16 protein-coding genes and 1 tRNA gene are annotated in these 18,959 nt (G+C 43.9%); all 17 read right to left on the reverse strand.

Features of this window, described 5'->3' with window-relative positions:
- Positions 1–281 precede the first annotated feature (281 nt).
- The gene (locus BM241_RS10125; RefSeq protein ID WP_143094086.1) at positions 282–620 is read right to left on the reverse strand and encodes a hypothetical protein; all 339 of its coding nucleotides are present in this window, start codon (positions 618–620) and stop codon (positions 282–284) included.
- A 123-nt stretch (positions 621–743) separates the two neighbouring features.
- On the reverse strand, positions 744–2,159 hold the full coding sequence (locus BM241_RS10130) for a beta-L-arabinofuranosidase domain-containing protein (RefSeq protein ID WP_092282691.1): 1,416 nt from the start codon (positions 2,157–2,159) through the stop codon (positions 744–746).
- Between the two features lie 58 nt (positions 2,160–2,217).
- Positions 2,218–3,195, reverse strand: coding sequence for a uroporphyrinogen decarboxylase family protein (locus tag BM241_RS10135; RefSeq protein ID WP_092282692.1), 978 nt, complete (start codon positions 3,193–3,195; stop codon positions 2,218–2,220).
- A gap of 181 nt (positions 3,196–3,376) precedes the next feature.
- On the reverse strand, positions 3,377–3,676 hold the full coding sequence (locus tag BM241_RS10140; RefSeq protein WP_143094087.1) for a hypothetical protein: 300 nt from the start codon (positions 3,674–3,676) through the stop codon (positions 3,377–3,379).
- Between the two features lie 29 nt (positions 3,677–3,705).
- Entirely contained in the window at positions 3,706–5,466 is a 1,761-nt protein-coding gene (locus BM241_RS10145; protein WP_092282694.1) for a DUF4091 domain-containing protein, read from the reverse strand.
- A 172-nt stretch (positions 5,467–5,638) separates the two neighbouring features.
- Positions 5,639–6,343 (reverse strand): MtnX-like HAD-IB family phosphatase, encoded by a 705-nt coding sequence (locus tag BM241_RS10150; protein WP_025748502.1) that lies wholly within the window; start codon positions 6,341–6,343, stop codon positions 5,639–5,641.
- Between the two features lie 35 nt (positions 6,344–6,378).
- A complete protein-coding gene (gene araB, locus BM241_RS10155) occupies positions 6,379–8,058 on the reverse strand; it encodes a ribulokinase (RefSeq protein WP_092282695.1) in 1,680 nt (559 codons plus the stop codon).
- A 2-nt stretch (positions 8,059–8,060) separates the two neighbouring features.
- On the reverse strand, positions 8,061–9,164 hold the full coding sequence (locus BM241_RS10160; RefSeq protein ID WP_092282696.1) for a GntR family transcriptional regulator: 1,104 nt from the start codon (positions 9,162–9,164) through the stop codon (positions 8,061–8,063).
- Positions 9,165–9,191: 27 nt separating this feature from the next.
- Positions 9,192–10,673 carry an L-fucose/L-arabinose isomerase family protein gene (locus BM241_RS10165; RefSeq protein ID WP_092282697.1) on the reverse strand — a complete coding sequence of 494 codons (1,482 nt, stop codon included), beginning with the start codon at positions 10,671–10,673 and terminating at the stop codon, positions 9,192–9,194.
- A gap of 243 nt (positions 10,674–10,916) precedes the next feature.
- Positions 10,917–11,768 carry a hypothetical protein gene (locus BM241_RS10170; protein WP_092282698.1) on the reverse strand — a complete coding sequence of 284 codons (852 nt, stop codon included), beginning with the start codon at positions 11,766–11,768 and terminating at the stop codon, positions 10,917–10,919.
- Positions 11,769–11,987: 219 nt separating this feature from the next.
- Positions 11,988–12,620: an arginase gene (locus BM241_RS10175; RefSeq protein WP_242948374.1), complete on the reverse strand. Its 633-nt coding sequence runs from the start codon at positions 12,618–12,620 to the stop codon at positions 11,988–11,990.
- 175 nt (positions 12,621–12,795) lie between these two features.
- On the reverse strand, positions 12,796–13,866 hold the full coding sequence (locus tag BM241_RS10180; protein WP_177206153.1) for a glycosyltransferase: 1,071 nt from the start codon (positions 13,864–13,866) through the stop codon (positions 12,796–12,798).
- A complete protein-coding gene (locus BM241_RS10185; protein WP_092282701.1) occupies positions 13,863–15,041 on the reverse strand; it encodes a glycosyltransferase family 4 protein in 1,179 nt (392 codons plus the stop codon). Before BM241_RS10185 ends, BM241_RS10180 begins: the two co-directional genes overlap by 4 nt.
- An 88-nt stretch (positions 15,042–15,129) precedes the next feature.
- Positions 15,130–16,173, reverse strand: a complete 1,044-nt coding sequence (locus tag BM241_RS10190) for a nucleotidyltransferase family protein (RefSeq protein WP_092282699.1) — start codon at positions 16,171–16,173, stop codon at positions 15,130–15,132.
- Positions 16,174–16,579: 406 nt separating this feature from the next.
- On the reverse strand, positions 16,580–17,218 hold the full coding sequence (locus BM241_RS10195) for a glycerol-3-phosphate acyltransferase (protein ID WP_025748510.1): 639 nt from the start codon (positions 17,216–17,218) through the stop codon (positions 16,580–16,582).
- On the reverse strand, positions 17,215–18,318 hold the full coding sequence (locus BM241_RS10200) for a glycosyltransferase family 2 protein (RefSeq protein WP_092282700.1): 1,104 nt from the start codon (positions 18,316–18,318) through the stop codon (positions 17,215–17,217). Before BM241_RS10200 ends, BM241_RS10195 begins: the two co-directional genes overlap by 4 nt.
- Positions 18,319–18,710: 392 nt before the next feature.
- Positions 18,711–18,787 (reverse strand) — tRNA-Arg (locus BM241_RS10205).
- Between the last annotated feature and the right edge of the window lie 172 nt (positions 18,788–18,959).

An 18,959-nucleotide genomic window follows, 5' to 3' on the forward strand; every position in this document is an offset into this window, starting at 1 on the left:
AAAATTTCAGAATCAATGGTAATATTGTATTGAGCCATTTCTCATCCCTCCAGTTAGTTTTGGTTTTTACATTTTAATTCTAACCAGAGGGGTGGGGGTGGCTCAACCCCTTTTTACACAATTATATGGACTTAACTTATGGATTAGCAACAGCATTGTATTATTATAGCATTGTATTATTATAGCATTTTTTTATATAAACTTCTACATCCTGTTAAAACATAAAATCATTAAAACAGGCCTACATACACAGTCCCCGGCTCCAAGATGGCCAACAAAGATTATCGTACCAGAGGCATTTCAGTAACCCTAAGATTTGTGCATCCATAAGGAATCAATATGATATCCTCCACCTCATCAGAAACCCATGTCATCCTTGGGTATGGTAATGCAGCGCCGTTTTCCATTCCCCAATCGATTTTTCTACCTTTTGTGCGAGCTATTACAGGTGCCCCTTGAGGTGAAAAAGGACAGTCACCTAAAGGCCGTTCTTCGAATACAATATCCTTCTTAATATTGTCCTTATCAATGCACAAACCGTAATTCCATGGAGTTGTAGGATACACCTCATAATCACAGTGGGGGAATTCTCTACCTGGTACATCCTCATTTACTCTCACCCATCGCTCGCCAATGAGCAGCGAATAAACAAGAGGGCCCCGCGTAATAGCATAAAGCCCACTAGGCCGTGCAACGATACAAGGTTCCATAGGAAGCCGAAGAGTAAAGGACGTCTCTCCACACTACCTTCGATTCACACGATAAAAACCACCGCTTGGAAGCACCAGCGAAAAGCCACCCATCTTAAGTTCTGGCTTTTCTGCCCATACAGGTATTCTTAAATCCAACGCAAACTCCACTTCTCGATCAACATTTACAATAAAATTCAAGGTATCACGGAAGGGATAATCTGTCTTAAGAGTAACCGTCACCTGAACACCATTGATATTCGTATTCACTGTAGAGGGAGCATAAACCGCAGCCACCAAACCATCAGGACTGCGCATAAAAGTGGAAAGAGCTAGCTTGGGCCAGCCTGGGCTTAAATTTGCAGTACAGCATCCGTAATTGGGCTCTAGCCCAAACAGGTTTGACTCTCCGCCATTGGTTCTAAAGATAGGATTTTCTTGCCGGCTGCATTCCACCTGGTTGACCTGCTGGTCATACTGGTGTGTCCACATATCAGGGCTAAAGGTTGCGGGCAGCGCATTGTATGCAATCTTCTCAAGGCGATCACCCCAATGAGAACGCCCAGTAATTGCCAGAAGATGCTCCAAAGAATACATATATTCAACCACTGCGCACAACTCAGTACCCTGCACAGGGCTTGTACCGGCCAAACACTCGTCACCAGTGAATACCCCGGTCACCATTCCGTGATGCTCATCCAACAGGCTTACCATATACTCAGCGCTATTGAGATGCTCGCTCAAGCCTGTCAATCGCCACAGCAATGCCCCTGATTTGAGCATCATGGCGTTATTCACCACATGGCTCATGAAACTCCAGCGCCATTTTTCATCTGGTTTTTTATATGGCCAGCGCTTGAAAAATTCTATCCAATCAAATCCCTGGGCGTAGAGTTTTGCAGCAAGGTCCAACAGCCATGCCTCACCAGTGCGCTCATATAACCACCATATAGAAATAAGGCTTTCAAACCAGCGCATATGAGCCCAGCCAAACAATGTGGTTCGATCAATGTGCCTGTCTAAAGCCAATAAAGCTTTACGCACCACTTCTTCAACGCGTTGATCGCCTGCAGCATCATGGTAAAGTACTAGCACTTTCAATATCAAAAACATGGCCCATAGGTCATACTGTGCCCGTCCTTTACCCCTTTCCTTTTCAGGACAAATCCACCCATCTGGAGCCTGATTGGATATTATAATATCCATATAGCGGCATGCACGAGCCTTCATATCCTCATCATCAAGTAGCCAAGCCAGCGGTATAAAACCATCAAGCCAGTAGGGGAGGCGTTCCCAGCCTTCTGCACAACCACCAATCCATTGACTAGCCTTTATATCGGGCCAAAACTTATCCAGATTACCTGATAGTCCATTGGCCTGTATTTTAAGCTGATTTAGCAGCCACCCTTCAGGACGGATTTCCCTCATAGAGAGTTGACGGAAGGCAGGCGGGTACAGCGCTTTACCCATAACTTCCCCCCTTGCCACACAATCTTATGAATCAACATTTTCCAAACCCTCATTCATCTCAATATTCCCTCATTCTTCTCCATACATCCAGGATTAACTTATACCTCTCCGGCGGCAATCCCTTGAAAGGAACATTGCTGGTGCAGAAAATATATCCTCCACCCGGCTTACCATAAGTGAGGGCGTATTCCGCGCTCTGTATAACTTCCTCGTCAGTACCGGTTTGCATGAGGGCACAATTTACGTTGCCACACAGACAGACCTTATCCCCTACGAGCTCCTTCACTACTTTAATATCTACCCCTGCCTGTGGGTCCAAAGAATGAAGTGCGTGCGGCCTACACTCAACTAGCTGGTCAAGTATAGGCATTATATTTCCATCGGTGTGTTTAATAGTGTACAAGCCTAATTTACGCGCTTCATCGATGATCTTGTAAAGATAAGGCTGGATGAACTCCTCAAACATGGCAGGTGAGAGAAACGGACCACTATTATAGCAGTAATCAGAGCATAGAATTAGGCAGTCCACCCCCGCTTCAGCCAGCCGCCTATTCCTTTTAATAGCCGTTTCAGCCATTTTCGCAGCTTTTTCTTTAACAGCCTCACGGTTATCCGCAATAGCATAGGCAAACTCATACATCTCATTGCCATCTGGTATTGCAAATGTGCCATCGCCATGATAATGAATCATGTAATTATCCCCTACAAGCTCCCGCAAGTATTTGATAAGCAGTTTAGTCTCTTCGGGAAGAGGTCCTCCTTCGTTCCAAAACTCCGTCGCATCCCCCAATACAAAACCCGGTATACTAGAGTATTCAAGGGTACTGTATACCTCTACCATGTATTCGGCAAGCTGGTATATCCTCTTCTCCTTTTCCTTCCACGATAGTTTGGCCAGACCTTCCCTGGTGAGGTCCTCTGTGATGAACTTTCGCCCAAACATCTCCTCTTCAAGCTGAAACTCCAACTCAAAAGTCGGCACCATATCAGGCACCTTTAAGGTTAAAGCAGCCTCTGCTCTTTCCTTTGGCGTCATTGATACCCCCCCAAACCACGTTACCTTATAACAAGCTTTGCTATTTCTTTATTTGTATACCTTAAGCAAACGCCATTTTAAGAATTCACAAATAATATTACAATCAATTCTGAACCAATTCCACACACTTTTATATTATCTCGCTCGATACTATATCATTTCCATAGCCCAACTACATACTTTACAGCTCATTGTAAAAGGTAACGTTGTTTTCTTTGGCAAATTTAGCAAGCTCCTGCTTATATTCATTAAAAAACTTCTTCTCCCTATATTTCGTATAAATAAAAGGTTTGTCAGACTTCCGCGTCGTAATTACAATACGTTCTGAAGATACCGGCCAAAAGAACCTGATCTCCTTACATCTTTGAAATCTGATACTCACAATTTCGTCATATCGTAGGTTTACGGTGCTGACCCTATTCTTACCCACCACCACAAGCACCAATTCAGTTTTATCGCAGTATATACGCCTGCTTGCCAAAGCCATCATCCCTTTTAACAAAATGCAGGTCAAGCCCTGGTTATGAGGTCAAGTAGCAGCGCTTTCACATATTTATAATCCTCATAATTCAAGCTATACAACTCCTCCGGCTTCTTGCCTCCAGACGGATCAAAGTCCTTAACATTGCGGGTAAACAGAAGCCTGTCCCATACCTCTTCCAGCTTCTTACTTGGCTCAGGATACAGCCTTTTTACCATATTGATCAGCTCAAAATCCTCAATGCCCCTCTTTAGGTTCTTGTATCTTAAAGTAAGAAGAGGACGCCCATCATTTGCAGGATAGACAAAATTGGTATCGCCTGCCTTCCAGTGGGGAAAGCGATAGGAAATCCTCTCCCTGGGCTTCTCTGGCCATACCGTATAGTTCCACCTCAAAAACCCATCAAGATCCATGTATGCCGTCAAAATGCCTATTAAACGGCTTTCCAGGAGGGGTGAGCTGATAAAGGTGTTTGGATAAAGCGGATTGCAGCATACATACCACATAAGCCTGCCTTTTACGTTTCCTTTTAACTCATTTATAAGCTCCCATTGATCACACACACAGCGAAGTGCCGGAACAAAATCATGTATCTCGTTTCTAAACTCTCCAATAAATTCCGCATGATTAATTGCGGCCTTATACTTAAATGCGGGTGCGATCTCCTTTAAGAGGTTTATCCTTTGCCTGTACAATCCAACATCCGCAGGCTCATCAGCCACAATTCTGACTTTATCTATCCATCCCTTTTCGACAAAGAATTGCTCCAGGGCTTTTATGTATCCTTTAATTTCTTCTGCCGACTTCATATATTTATAACATCCATCCGCTTCATCAAAATAGCGTATCCTAATGGCATCCGGATAATCTGGGGCAATCCCTCCATATCCGTCCTCTGGAGATACCCAGATATTGACCAGACCAAATACCTCTATCTCTTTGTCTATACCATACTTAAAACACAGCTCTATATAACGCTGCATTATTGAAAAATCATACTTAAATTGCCCATACCTATCCTTTATCACCCTGACCATGCTGTATTCAAAAAGGTCAGATAAGTAGTTGGTCACTTTAAAACACCGCTGTCCCGACCAGGGAATCTCTGAGGCAATGACCGTTATAGCCTTTTGGCCCAAATCTCCAAGGGTTTTTATATATTCTTCCAGTACCTTGAAATGTGCATCGCTCCAGAGATGCACTTCATGTTTTCGGGCAATATTAGAAGGGTGCTGCCAAAGGTCCAAATAAAACTTATACTCTGATGGCTTGGGCATTAATACGTCTTTGACTTCCAGCTCAAATTTCAATGTGCCCATCTGCTTTTCATCTTCAAACATGGTATGAGTAAACAATTTAACCTCGCCCTGGTATATACCAGGTTTTGCATCTTCGGGTACATCAACCTCAATCCATACGGGCTGCACCTTTTTAGGCTCGACATGAACGGTCTCATCATTGAGCAATATATCGGCCTTCATCAACCTGTCATCATCTTCGACAAAACCGACAATATTCATCTTTACAGGCCATTGAGGACATTCCGATACAGCGGCTTCAAGCCTCACATTGGTCAAAGGCCCTCTGGGCGAAAACGCCGGAGCATCCCCAACCGTCACCGTAAACTCCTCATCAGATTGAAGCAACACCTGAAAAGCCGCCCAATCCCTTTTAGCGGCGACCATCGAAATTGTATGCCTCGTAAAAACCTCTGGGTTCCATCCTATGTCGTCAACCCCATAGCATTGCTTGTGACTCTCATCGGCCAGACCATAACGTAAATTAAACATGCCTAACCCCCCATTTTTTATATCCTCATTGCCCTCATCTACAGGCACACGGCCTTGCAGAAACCGGAAAAGCGACTTATATGCTCACCACTCACACAACTGCAATCTTGCAAGATCATACGGATTTATTAACCATTACCACAAGAGCGTAACGCCATCATATTTTAACGGTTCATTTGCATATTGTAAGAAAATATTGCAAGAAATGTATAATATCATGGAAGCTATCAAACGGTACATACGGAACCCCTTGTGCTGCACAGTAATCCCTTAAGCGGCCTTTTGCAAACACTATATCCGCCTCACGGGCCGCACATCTATCAGTCGTTCCATCGCCGATGAAAATTATAGTCTGGTACTGTGCCTTAAGCTCCCTCAAGCGCCTCAATTTGCAGTTTCCACAAGGGCCCAATCCGCTCTCACATTCATCACTTTCATCGAAAAACACGGCTTCTATATGGCGCCCATTAAACTTCAAACGGTTGGCATAAATCTTTATATTGGTGCTATCGATACCTTCTTTTTCAAAAAAACTTGAAATGGTGTTGACATAGCCTCCACTTACTACGATAAGCGGAATGCCTTTTTCGCTTAATAATTTACAAAAGTCCTTAAAACCTTCATCCAAGCGGGCATTTTGAAATATGAAGCTCAAAAATTCCTGTTCAGTAAGATGGATTCTTTTAAAATGTTGGAGGGCGCCTTCCTTGACGCCCAACTTGCCCTGGGCAATTAACTTCTCAATCTCATAACTAGGCTGCCCTCCAAAGGTAAAATAAATCAAATCGTTTGTATCAATATCAGTAATAGTCCCATCAAAATCAGATACTATTGCCACGTTGCTTAGACTGTCCAAGCCCTTATAGTTCACCCTCATTTCAGCCCTCCAGTGCACGAATTAAACACCACATTTTATTTAGCAGCAGTAGCCTGCCTTTTGATCTCCTTGAGCCGCTTCATGACGTCATTGGCTCCTCTGCCGAAATAATCGTGCAAAATCTTGTATTCAGCATAGAGCCTATCATACATCTTTACGTTCTCGGGTATGGGCCTGTATACCGTATCCTTTACCTTTGCCATCACTTTTGCCGCCTCTACTATGGAGTCATAGCCGCCTCGTTCTTTCCCTGCCGCCACCGCGCCAAACATCGCAGAGCCAAGAGCAGGCGCCTGAGGAGAACCCGATATCCTTATCTCCCTATTGGTCACATCGGCATATATCTGCATCATAAATGGGTCTTTCTCTGCAATTCCACCAGCGGCATAAAGCTCATAGATGGGAATGCCGTGCTCTTCAAATGTCTCGATGATCATCCTGGTTCCGTAAGCAGTGGCCTCTATGAGCGCCCTGTATATCTCTTCGGGCTTTGTAAGAAGTGTGCATCCCACAATCACTCCCGTAAGGTCCACATCCACCAGCACAGAGCGATTACCGTTCCACCAGTCAAGTGCCACCAATCCACTCTCGCCTACCGCCAGCTTTTGCGCCTTCTCCGCCAGCAGCCGATAAATGCTTATGCCCATTTCCTTGGCCTCCTGAACATATGCAGGCGGTACGCAGTTCTTGACAAACCATTCAAAATGATCCCCTACACACGACTGCCCGGCTTCATAGCCCATATAGCCCGGGATAATCCCATCTTCCACAACGCCACAGATGCCGGGTACCATCTTTTCTTCCTTGCCGAGCAGCATATGGCATGTGGAAGTCCCCATGATCATCAGCATCTTTCCTTCCTCGGTAATGCCAACAGCAGGTACCGCTACATGAGCATCCACATTGCCTACGGCGACGGCCGTACCTGGCTTAAGTCCTGTTAAGCGTGCAGCTTTCTCGGTTATCTCACCGGCTTTGGTGCCTATTGGATATATATCCCTGCTGAGCTTCTCATCTACCACGTTCTCAAGCCTGGGATCCAAAGCTCTGAAGAAATCCTTAGATGGATACCCTTTTCTCTTGTGCCATATGGCTTTATAACCCGCGGTACAGCTGTTACGCTTTTCCTGGCCGGTCAGCTGAAGCACTATCCAGTCAGCCGCTTCGATGAATTTAGCAGCCCTCTCATATATCTCTGGTGCCTCATTTAGTATCTGCCATATCTTGGGAAATAACCACTCGGAGGAGATTTTGCCGCCATACCTCTGCAAAAACTCTTCGCCTCTTTCGGCGGCAATCTGGTTCAACCTGTTGGCTTCATCCTGTGCCGCATGATGCTTCCAAAGCTTAACATACGCATGGGGATGTGACTTATACTCTTCATAAAAGCACAGCGGAGTCCCGTCCTTATCGATGGGGAGCATAGTGCATGCGGTAAAATCAATCCCTATCCCAATTACATCTTCGTTGGACACCCCTGCTTCTTTAAGCACCGCTGGGATGGTCTCAGCCAGCACATCAAGATAATCCTGAGGATGCTGAAGCGCCCAATCGGGCTCCAGCTTTGTCTTCCCATCGGGCAGGTATTCATCCATGACGCCATGGGGATATTCCTTGACAGCGGTGGCCACTTCCCTGCCGGTGTCCACCTCCACCAATACTGCCCGCCCGGACTGGGTCCCAAAATCCACTCCTATCGTATACTTCTTGCCCATGTTCATATCTCCTCCCTCTGGTTTATTTTTTTAGCGCTTCCCCTTATAACCAGCTCTGGCCGCATTTTTATGCTATAGCGCTTTTGCCTGCCTTCAATCATATTGATCATGGCTATTGCTGCCTGTTGGCCTAATCTTTCCTGGGGATGCGCAACTGTGGTGAGCTTAACCTCGGAAGCCACAGCAAGCTGCGAATCGTCAAAGCTAACGAGAGAAATGTCATCAGGAACGCTCAGGTTCATTCGTCTCAAAACATCCAGTACCTTAATGGCCATCTGATCATTGTAGCACACAATGCCAGAACATTGCGGAAGCAAACTAATAAGACACTCCATTATACAGCTTTCAAAGTTTATCGCTTGTTCTGTATCAAACCATAAAATCTTTGAAGGCAGAACCTCAAGTCCAGCCTCTTCATGGGCCTTTTTAAACCCGGCAAACCTATAATGCCCCTGAATATCGTCTTTCTTAAACACGCCACCAATTCTGGTGTGCCCCAGTTCAATCAGGTGTCTGGTAGCTATGTAGCCGGCCCAGACGTCATCCTCTACCACATAAGAACAATCAAAATCCTCATAACAACCATGGATAAACAGGATGGGAATATTCTTTTGCTTTAACTCCTGGTACAAATCCAGATTGGGGTTGGGTAAAGCGCTTTTGGTGGGCTCGACTATCAATCCTGCAATGCGGTGATTTTTCAAGTTTTCAAGGCATAAACGCTCCATTTGATGCTGATTATATGTGCAGCTTAGCAGCAGGTTGTATCCGTGCCCCAGCAATACGCTGTTAATCCCCCGAATGATAGCTGGAAATATATAATCATTGAGGTAGGTGGTAATGACCCCTATGGTGTGCATCTTCTCCCACCTTTCACAGGGGCCATTACCCACAAACGTGCCTTTGCCGTGTATTCTATAAAGCCATCCTTCGTTTACCAGCTCTCCAATTGCCTGCCTCACGGTGTGCCTGCTGATGTTAAATTTCTCTGCCAGCTCATTCTCTGAAAAAATCCTGTCACCAAATTTCAACTGCTTTTGCTGTATCGTCTCTATTATATATTCCTTTAAGCGCTGATACTTGGGCTTTTGGTTATCTTTAAACAAAGTGCTACACCTGCTCCATCATTTATTTTATTTGAATGGATTCTCATCCTTGTACAGCATATTGGCCGGCTGGTTGAAGTCCACTTCCTCGATGCCCAGCATCTTCATGGCCGCAAACAGTATCTTGCCTACATGTTTGAAGGCAACGCCGGTGTGATGCGGATACCTCTTGGCAATCAAGACATACCTGTAGAATCTAGCCATCTCCTTTACAGCAAATACCCCGATGCCGCCGAATGATTTGGGATCAACGTCTATAACCTCGCCTTCTGCCACATAGCTCCTCAGCTTGCAATCAGCCGTACCCTGCAACCTGAACAACGTGATGTTCCCTGGTTTTATGGTTCCCTCCAGGGTACCCCTGGTTATATCCGGTTCCTTATCCGGCTCCAGGAGCCTGTGCATGATAAGCTGATATTTCATTGCTCCATCTTTCAAATGGCACTTGGGCGTATTGCCACAATGGAACCCCATAAACAGGTCGCTTAGCTTGTAATCGCCAAACTTATCCCTGTTGTTTTCATACATGTCCCTGGGAACGGTATTGTTTATGTCAAGAAGGGTTGCTGGCATACCAGTAGCACACGTAATGATGTACTCACTCAAAGCGCCGTATATATCCACTTCGCATGCCACCGGAATGCCGCGGGAAGCCAATCTGGAGTTCACATAGCACGGCACAAAGCCAAACTGGGTTTGGAATGCAGGCCAGCACTTGTTGGCAAATATGGCATACTCCGACGCTCCGATGTGCTTTTCCATCCAGTCCAGCAAGGTAAGCTCGTACTGCGCCAGCTTGGGAAGAATGCCAGGGAACTTGTTGCCTTCCCCCAGTTCTTGCTCCATGTCCTTGATGACCGATGGTATCCTGGGGTCGTTTGCATGCAGGTTAAAAGATTCAAATAGGTCAAGCTCAGAATTTTCCATGATTTCAATGCCTAAATCGTACAGCGGCTTGATGGGAGCATTGCAGGCAAAGAAGTCCTGGGGCCTTGGACCAAAAGTGAAAATTTTAAGCTTTGACAGGCCCAGTATCACCCTTGCAATATCCACAAATTCCATAATCATATCTGCAACTTCATCGGGCGTGCCAACGGGATATTCGGGAATATATGGATTGAGTTTGCGCAGTCCCAAGTTATATGAAGCGTTAAGCATTCCACAGTATGCATCCCCACGTCCATCAATCAAGTTGTTCTCGGTCTCCTCAGCTGCAGCCACAAACATGGAAGGGCCGGCAAACTTCTGCGCCAGCATGGTCTCTGGCCCTTCAGGCCCGAAGTTACCCAGGTACACAACCAGCGCATTCACATTGGCCGCTTTAAGCTCATCTAAAGCTTTAAGTACATCCTTCTCGTTTTCCACCACTGTTTGAATCTCGGTAATGGCAATGCCTTTTTGACGACAGGCTTCAACTACTGCTTTTCTCCTTGACTGGCTGAGCTGTACCGGGAAGCAGTCCCTGCTTACCGCTACAATCCCCAGTTTTACCTCCGGAATGTTCATCATACAAAGTTACCCTCCCCTTTAAAAAGTTATCGACTTCCAGTATCATTATACCACCGTATCACTTGTATGCACAAGTCCTAAAAGTCAAAATAAAATAGAAGAAAAGGGCAGGATTTTAATGCGCCCTGCCCATCTTCCTAACGTAAAAAGTAAACTATTAAGCACCTCTTAGTTCGAGGTTTTATGAGAAATCAAAACTCAAAATTCTTTTTCGTAACGCGATTCACGCATTCCAAATCGCAATCAATCCCTCATTATCTCGGTCTTTTTGGGACTACTGCGGCCCTTTAACTCAGGCGGACGTCCTTGTAGCGCCGCCAGCGATATCTCTATATCCTCGGCAGCCTCATCGGGCGTCAAACAGCCCACCGTTACCATATCACAAGGACGAATCGTGTGCCATACAAAAGTTAACCCTACAAAAGGACTTGCACGCCCGGCCGCCATGGGTTTTATGGTTATAACCGGTTTTTTAGCATTCCATATCACCTTGTGTATGTATTCAATCTCCACCTGCATCAAAAAACCTATACAGTTGTAAATCTGGATGTAAGTCTCCACATCATATCCGTTAAGGTCAGAGTAGATAACGAGCTCGGGCATGTGGCAGGAAAGCCCGGGTATCATGCCATGATCTCGTATCATCTTAAGGTAATCCGGTAGCCTTTCGATGGTCTTTTTGTTTTTGTTGACCAGCTGCTCCACCGAAGTATGGTGCGGAAGGCATAAGGTGGCACCCAGTTTTTTGCTGTTTGCAATCACCCTCTCGGCTTCCTTACGTGCCTCTGCATTGTCATCCACATTGATTATTGGCGTATCGATTATTATCATTCCTTTGCCTGTGCGATCTTCAGCAAGCCTTACAGCTTCCACAAGATGAGGATTGTCAACAAACGGCCCCATAATGGTATCCACGCCTGCCTCAAGAAATACTTCAAGCATGTCAGCTATAACCTGCGGCGAGCTGTTTTTATGCCTGATCAGATTATCGGCAGCTAAACTGGTATGGCTATATCCCAGAATCCAATTGGTGCCAATGATCATCCTAGACAGCGATACACCGCCTACATTTGTCCTTGGAAATAGCGCTTCCATTTTATCCATCCCCCTCCTATCTTGTGCCCCTGGGAAACCATTTAACTAGCAAACTATTGCAGTGATATGATTGAAACAATATGCCTAAAACAAGCCTCCTTAATACCTCCTTAATACTAATTGTAGTATACACTGCCAGCTTAATGCAATAGTGGACTCATTTTTCATTTAAATGCAGAAACAAAAACCTCCTGCAGTAGGGTAGTTAAACTAAATATTTCATGCCAGCATATAGTTGATCTGTTGCGACAGGCTTATATTCCTAATATCCCATTTCCTCAGCATAAAATCTATGAACTCTAAATTAGATAACCCTGAATCTCGGACGAATTTCAAGAATTTGGCATCATACCATGGAGGGGTCCAGGCTCCCGACCTGCATATGTGAATTGCAGCCACTTCTATACCTTCAGGAATGCTTTCCCAGGTGATATACTCCACATTGTAAGCGGCATTGATTCCCTTAAAATCTTGTGGCTTTTCAGCAGTATAAGGGCTGTATATGATGCTCGCTTTTTTAACAATCTCATCTTTCAAAAGCTTACCCAGCCAGTTGGCACAGTTCAACTCAAAGTTTAAAGAAGCCAGTCCCCCATACCCCAGGTCGGCATGGGCATCAAACAGGTAAACACTGGTACATCCGATATCCCGAGCAATGTTATAAGAGAGAACATGAGAATCAGAGATATAAACTTTTACGCTGGGTTTGATTATGAATTTTCGTCTAATTTTCTCCCAGAAATCCCTTATCTCGGGGGACAGACTGTATAAACTCTCTAGGTCTTTCCCCTGCCTTTTTAAGCATAAAATAGCGCTTATACCACACATCAAACACATTTTTGGAATTTTCAATATACAAGTATCCCTTTGCTTTAGAACAGATAAAATAATCCCAGTCGATGCTCAAAAGACATTTGCCCACTGACATCACTCCCATCGTGACCAATAGCAAATGCCTTTACAAGTTCGTGGTCTGGTTTTAATAAATTTCACCTGGCAGAGTTGCCAGGTGTTTTCATTATCAAATTTATGCCCATTTAGAAAGGTAATAATACTTTTCAGCCGAACTGCTGCAAAACCTTTCCATGCTCAGGATAGAGATATAATAAGATATAAGGCTTTCTGCACCTTGATTTAGATTTACACCATCTTTTGTGATGCCATCATAGCATCCACCCGTCTCTGGATCGATAAGGCTAACACCTTTAGAGTTATAGCCCATATACCACCTGTAACATTTTTTTGCTTTCTCAAGATAACCATCTTCCTCCGTGATCTCATATGCCTTAAGATAAGCCAGCAGCGTTTCACAGGCCTCTATTGGCTGTTCATCAAACTCGGCTGCCTTGTCTCCTTTTTCAAACCAGCCATGACAGCCTATTGGCTTAAAATAACCCTTGTTGAATGTATGTTTCTCTAAAAAGCTCAGGCTTTCCAATCCTATATCCCTAAAGCGTTGTTCGCCGGTTGCCTGAAAAGCCACCAGCATAGCCCACGGCAATACAGCATTGCTGTAAGTAAGCACGTCTTCAAACCACTTCCAGTCCTCCCTACAGTGCTTATAATATTCCTCCGCCAGGGAGGTAGCCAGATCCCTTATTATTACTTTGGCCTGGTCGCCATCTAAAAAGCCCAGCCCTATAATCGAATAGGCCTTGCCTCTGAGAGAAAACAACTTATTACAATTGGGAAGCGCTCTGTCCACAATGTATTTTGCAACACGCCTTATGTTTACCGGTACATGTTCATTGGATATGGTAAACCCCAGCGCCCATAAGCATCTCCCAAAACAGTCTTCAGAACCCCTTTCTTCAATAAACCGCCTGTCATAACCCATGAAATTCCTAAACCAACCATCTTCATTCTGTGCATTGAGCAAAAAGCTGGTATATCTGTAAAGAAGAGTTTCGTATCTCTTTACCGGCCTCTGCTCATAAAGGAGTACCGCCATGATCAGCGCTCTTGCATTGTCATCGGTGGTATAGCCCTTGGTAGGATCTGGTACTCCGTATTTTGCATGCTGCAGCATCCCCGTGTCATCGGTCATACGGAAGATATGCTGCTCGTTCTTCATTTTACCTAAATCGTACAGCATCATCCTACCAGCGTATCCCCTTTCAACTGAGTTTCCTCGATAGTCTTTATGAACAGCCGAGCATATTGATTGGCAACATTCTTCCACATCATCGTCCTACCAAGAGCCATGGTCCTTTTCTCCATCTCGCTCTTCACCTCCGGGTGCTCCAGTATATAATTGATGCACCTTGCCAGCGACTTGGAGTCCGCAAACTCGGCCAGCATGCCCCTGCCGTCTGCCAGCATCTCTTTAGCATACGGATATGGCGTAGAGACTATCACCTTGCCATATCCCACTGCATAGGCCAGTGTACCGCTTACCGCTTGATCCCTGCCAAGGTAAGGCGTCATGTATATATCCGAAAGCTGTAAATATTGTATGATTTCATCCTTCGTAAGGTATTTATTTACAAACCGCACGTTTTCTTCCACGCCCAAACGTTCCACCAATTCTTCTAGCTTCTCCCTGTAACTTTCACCATATTCCTTTTTCACGCAGGGATGTGTCTGCCCCAGTATGAGGTACAGCACCTCGCGGTGCTTTTTAGCCACCTCTGCTATAGCTTCTATACCATACTCCAAACCCTTACCCGGGCTTATAAGCCCAAATGTGCTGATTATCTGTCTTCCTTTAAAGCCGTATCTCTCCTTGAGCTTTTCTCTTGGTTCTACAACCTTATAGGGTACGCCGTGATGTATAACCTCGATCTTGCTGGGATCTATTCCATACACACTGGTTAAAATCTTTACGGTGTTGTTTGCCATAGTGACAACCCTACAGCTCTTTTCCCCCAGAACCTTTATAATCTCCTTTTGTTTATCAGAAGGCTCAAGAAGAACGGTATGCAAAGTGGTGATAAAGGGTATATGCAAATTGTCTATAAAATCCAAGATGTAATCTCCCCAATCGCCACCGAATATTCCGTATTCATGCTCGATGACCACAAGTTCTGTATCGGTCTCGTTTAGCTCCTTGGCAGCTTTCACATAGCTGTCTCTATCATATTGCCAGATCTCCATGATGATCCTCTCATCGTATCGATAATCCCCGTTGCTTATGGCAATAACCCTGGGTTTATTTATAAGCTTTATCTCATCCAGCTCGTTTACCAGGTCCTGAGTGAATGTGGCCAGCCCACATTCCCTGGGCGGATAAGTGCTCAAAAACACGACGTTCCTGGCTCTATTGAGCACCACCATTCATCACTCCTTTCTTAAAAATTTTGCAAAACAAAAAGTTGGCATTCCCTTTATTCAACAATCACCATGAGTTCTTTGCAAAAAACTATATCGCCATGGTACGGCTGTCTTCCTCGGCGTACACCGTCCTGTAGTGCTCACATCCCTGTTTTATCCTGCAATTGGACGCTACAATGGTATTGACCAGCTTGGCTCCATTCTCTACCACCACATCATCCCATATAACGCTTCCCACAATCTTTGCCCCTCTGCCTATGTGCACGTTATTCCCTATAATGGCGTTGGGGCCTATCGATGCATTTTCTTCAATCTTTACATTGGCGCCTATATACACGGGCCCCTGTATCTTCACCGAACTATGTATGTCGGAGCCCTGTCCTTTGTATATCCCTTTACCGGATAAGTCCAGACCACTTACCCTGCATTTACCTGCCATTATATCAATATGGGCCTGCAGATACTTTTCAGGCGTACCTATATCTATCCAGTAAGAACACCCCTTATACACCGCAATCTTATAGCCTTTTTCGAGGAGCTGAGGAAATACTTCCCTTTCAACCGATACCGCACGGCCTGCCGGAATCTCCTCCAACACCTTTGGCTCAAATACATACACACCAGCATTTATGAAATTAGAAGTTATCTCATGAGGCTGAGGCTTTTCCTTAAACGAAATGGCGTAATCATTCTCGTCGTATTCTATAACCCCGTACATGGATGGATTATCCACCTGTGTCACGGCAATGGTAACATCAGCTGCCTTCTCCCTGTGATATTTTATAAGCTCCCTTAAATCTATATCACTTAAAATATCCGAATTGAATATGAGGAAAGTATCATCAAAGTACTCCTCAGCATTTTTTATTGCTCCACCTGTCCCCAGCGGTATATCCTCTTTAACATGATGAATTTTCATTCCAAACCTTTCTCCATCGCCAAAATGCCTTTGAATATATTGAGCCCTGTAACATGTGCTCAACACCACTTCATCTATGCCTACGTTTTTCAGGTTGAGTATGCTTCTCTCAAGTAGCGGTTTGCCCATGATAGGAACCATCGGCTTTGGAATTTTATTGGTCAAAGGTCTCAGCCTTGTCCCCATCCCTCCCACAAGAAACAATGCCTTCATAAGTCGCATCCCTCCTTCAAAATTGTTGATTTAAAATCAAACAATTCGAAGAAAGCAATACGACTTTTGAAAATTTATTTGTATAAATTTAAGCATCAAACTATTTTCATTGGACTTGAACACCATGAATGCCTGTTAAAATGCCTTAAAATTGGCTTGCCCAAAACTGTTTGGTACCTTAAGATGGCTGCTTAAGGGCTTGCTTTGCGTGATAACGCCAAATTTTTTATCAGCACTCAGCAATTACGAGTGCTAATAAACCTAGGATAAAATTTTAATACTTTTGTTCCCAATGTCAAAAACGGCCAATACGGATTATACGTGGTTTGCCTCAATTATATTAAATTATCTCATTCTAAATAATGATTTTTTAAAAACTCACCTTGTAGAAGGTCTGTTTAAAATTTCACATGCCAATGGTGGTATCACGGTTCCAATATTTGCTGTATACATCCTTAAAAAAGACCTGCAGTTTTCCTTTGTTTTTATACGTGATAAGAAGGGAATTCTCCAGCCATAACAACAGAAGGTAATAAGGGAAAGCCCTGAAAAAGAGATAGAGCCCTAGCATCCACATGCCAAACACTACCATAAAACCATCGGTTTCGGTGGGTGTATTCTCACCTTTGTATACCATCCTTGCAATGACATAAAGGACCGCAAGAATGACCGCATAAACCAGAGAAACTTTAAATTGAGTGACGGCGCTCCATACTCCAAAGGTTACAGCTATCGCTTTGCCGCCTCTTCCTCTAAGAAAAGGGGAAAAGGCGTGCCCCAAAATCGGAGCAAATGCAACCGTTGTTATAGATAAATCTCTGATCATCTCGCGCTGTATCAATACCACAAGCGGAAAATAACCCTTCATGAAGTCCAACAACACTCCCAGCAACCCCAGCTTAAACCCTGCAGCCAACCATAAATTAAATGCTCCGGGATTGCCATCCCCCACCTTTGTTAAATCCTTCTTAGCTGCAAGGCCAAGCCAGTATGAAAACATGAGCGACCCACACAAAAACTCTATAATAAAGTAAAATACAGTCATAGGTCCCTCCTGGTTCTAACTTCAATCTGCCTCCCTTTCCAATACACGCACCCCTTGAACGAAACCTGATACATGGAATAAACCATTATCAATATGAAAAACGCCAGCGACAAAAAATGCACCACAGGCATAATTTTACCATAAGCTCCTGTGTATTTCAAAAAGTATGTAATCTGAAGGGTATAAATGATATATCCTAACAAAAAAGGCCACATCCACGGATGTCTTGCCACCAGTAGAAAAGGAGTCATAAACCCAGACAAAAAAATACCTATAAACCACAGCGCAATCAATGCCACAGTAGAACGGCTAAGATTGACCATTCCCAATACAGCGCTCTTGCTAAACCCCTCTATTTCGTTTTTTATGCCGTTGGGATACATCCTAAAAGAGACAAGGTCGTAACCTATGAAGTTCTCTACATTGATGCCAGCCTCTGAAAATCTCTTACCAAGGGTCATATCATCCATGACTTCATGCCTGACACCATAGTGACCATTGATTTTTTTATAATCCTCTCTGGTCACCACAATACAGGATCCATACAAGCTTTTCACCGAACTTTTCCTCTCAAACGGCGAAGTAAAAGCAAACACCCCTAGAAGATATGGTATAAGCGAAAGTTTTTCATAAAATTTTTCGGGCCTGTGATAGGGAACAACAGAAATAGCCCCACCATACCTTTCTCTCGTTTTAATGAGAGCTTCTAAAGCATGTGGAGCCAATCGCACATCGGCATCAAGGAATATTAGGAGATCTCCGCTGGAATTTAAAAAGCCATTCCAGACAGCCCAGTTTTTCCCCGTCCAGCCATCCGGAAGCTGAGCATTTTGTATCAATTTGACGCCATATTGTCTGGCAATCTCCCCTGTTCTATCCGAGGAAAAATCGTCAACCACAATGACCTCATCCGGCTTGTAAGTTTGCTTTTTTAGCGATTCAAGCAAAAAAGGCAAATTTTTTTCCTCATTCCGAGCTGGAATTATAACTGAAACTCTGTATTTTCTTTCAAGGGGTTTATCATTATTTACAAGGCAAACCTTAGCAAATAAAACAAAACCCGAAATGCAGCCGATTACAAAAAGCATTAAAATATTCATATTCCCCAATCCCCTTGCTTATTTTAGGCGATAGATTGATGAGAAGTTCAGCTATTTAACAACATACAGAGTTGCAACATACTCTTTTTTCTATAATTTAATTCGCATACCTTCAAAAAATAGTATCTTTTTACCCCAGGCAGAATAAAATCCCCCGTAAAATCCCTATTTAAATGATACCAAATTTATTCTTGCATAGCAATATTTTTTATCATTTATGAAACAATATGACAATAGATAATAACGAAAGAACAACAGAAAAACTGGGAATCGATGTGTCTTTTTAAGCTTAAAATTATTATTTATCATATGCAAAATGTTTGTAAAAACGCCACGTTTAAAATTTCAGTCAAAATATCAAAGGCCGGAAAGCTTGATTTTCCGGCCTTTGCTGGTACACCCGGAGGGATTTGAACCCCCGACACCCGGTTTAGGAAACCGGTGCTCTATCCTCCTGAGCTACGGGTGCGCATATTTCCCACTCTTTCTGCAACGCTTATATTATAAAATAAATAACTCAAAAAGTCAAACAATATTTTTAAATCTCTGTTGTTATTCTGTGATAATGTCATATTGAAATTATTCTGATATAATGTCATACATGAGAGAGGAGATATTCAACATGACACAAAAAGAAATGA

This window comes from Caldicoprobacter faecalis (genome assembly GCF_900115765.1).
Classification (GTDB): domain Bacteria; phylum Bacillota; class Clostridia; order Caldicoprobacterales; family Caldicoprobacteraceae; genus Caldicoprobacter; species Caldicoprobacter oshimai.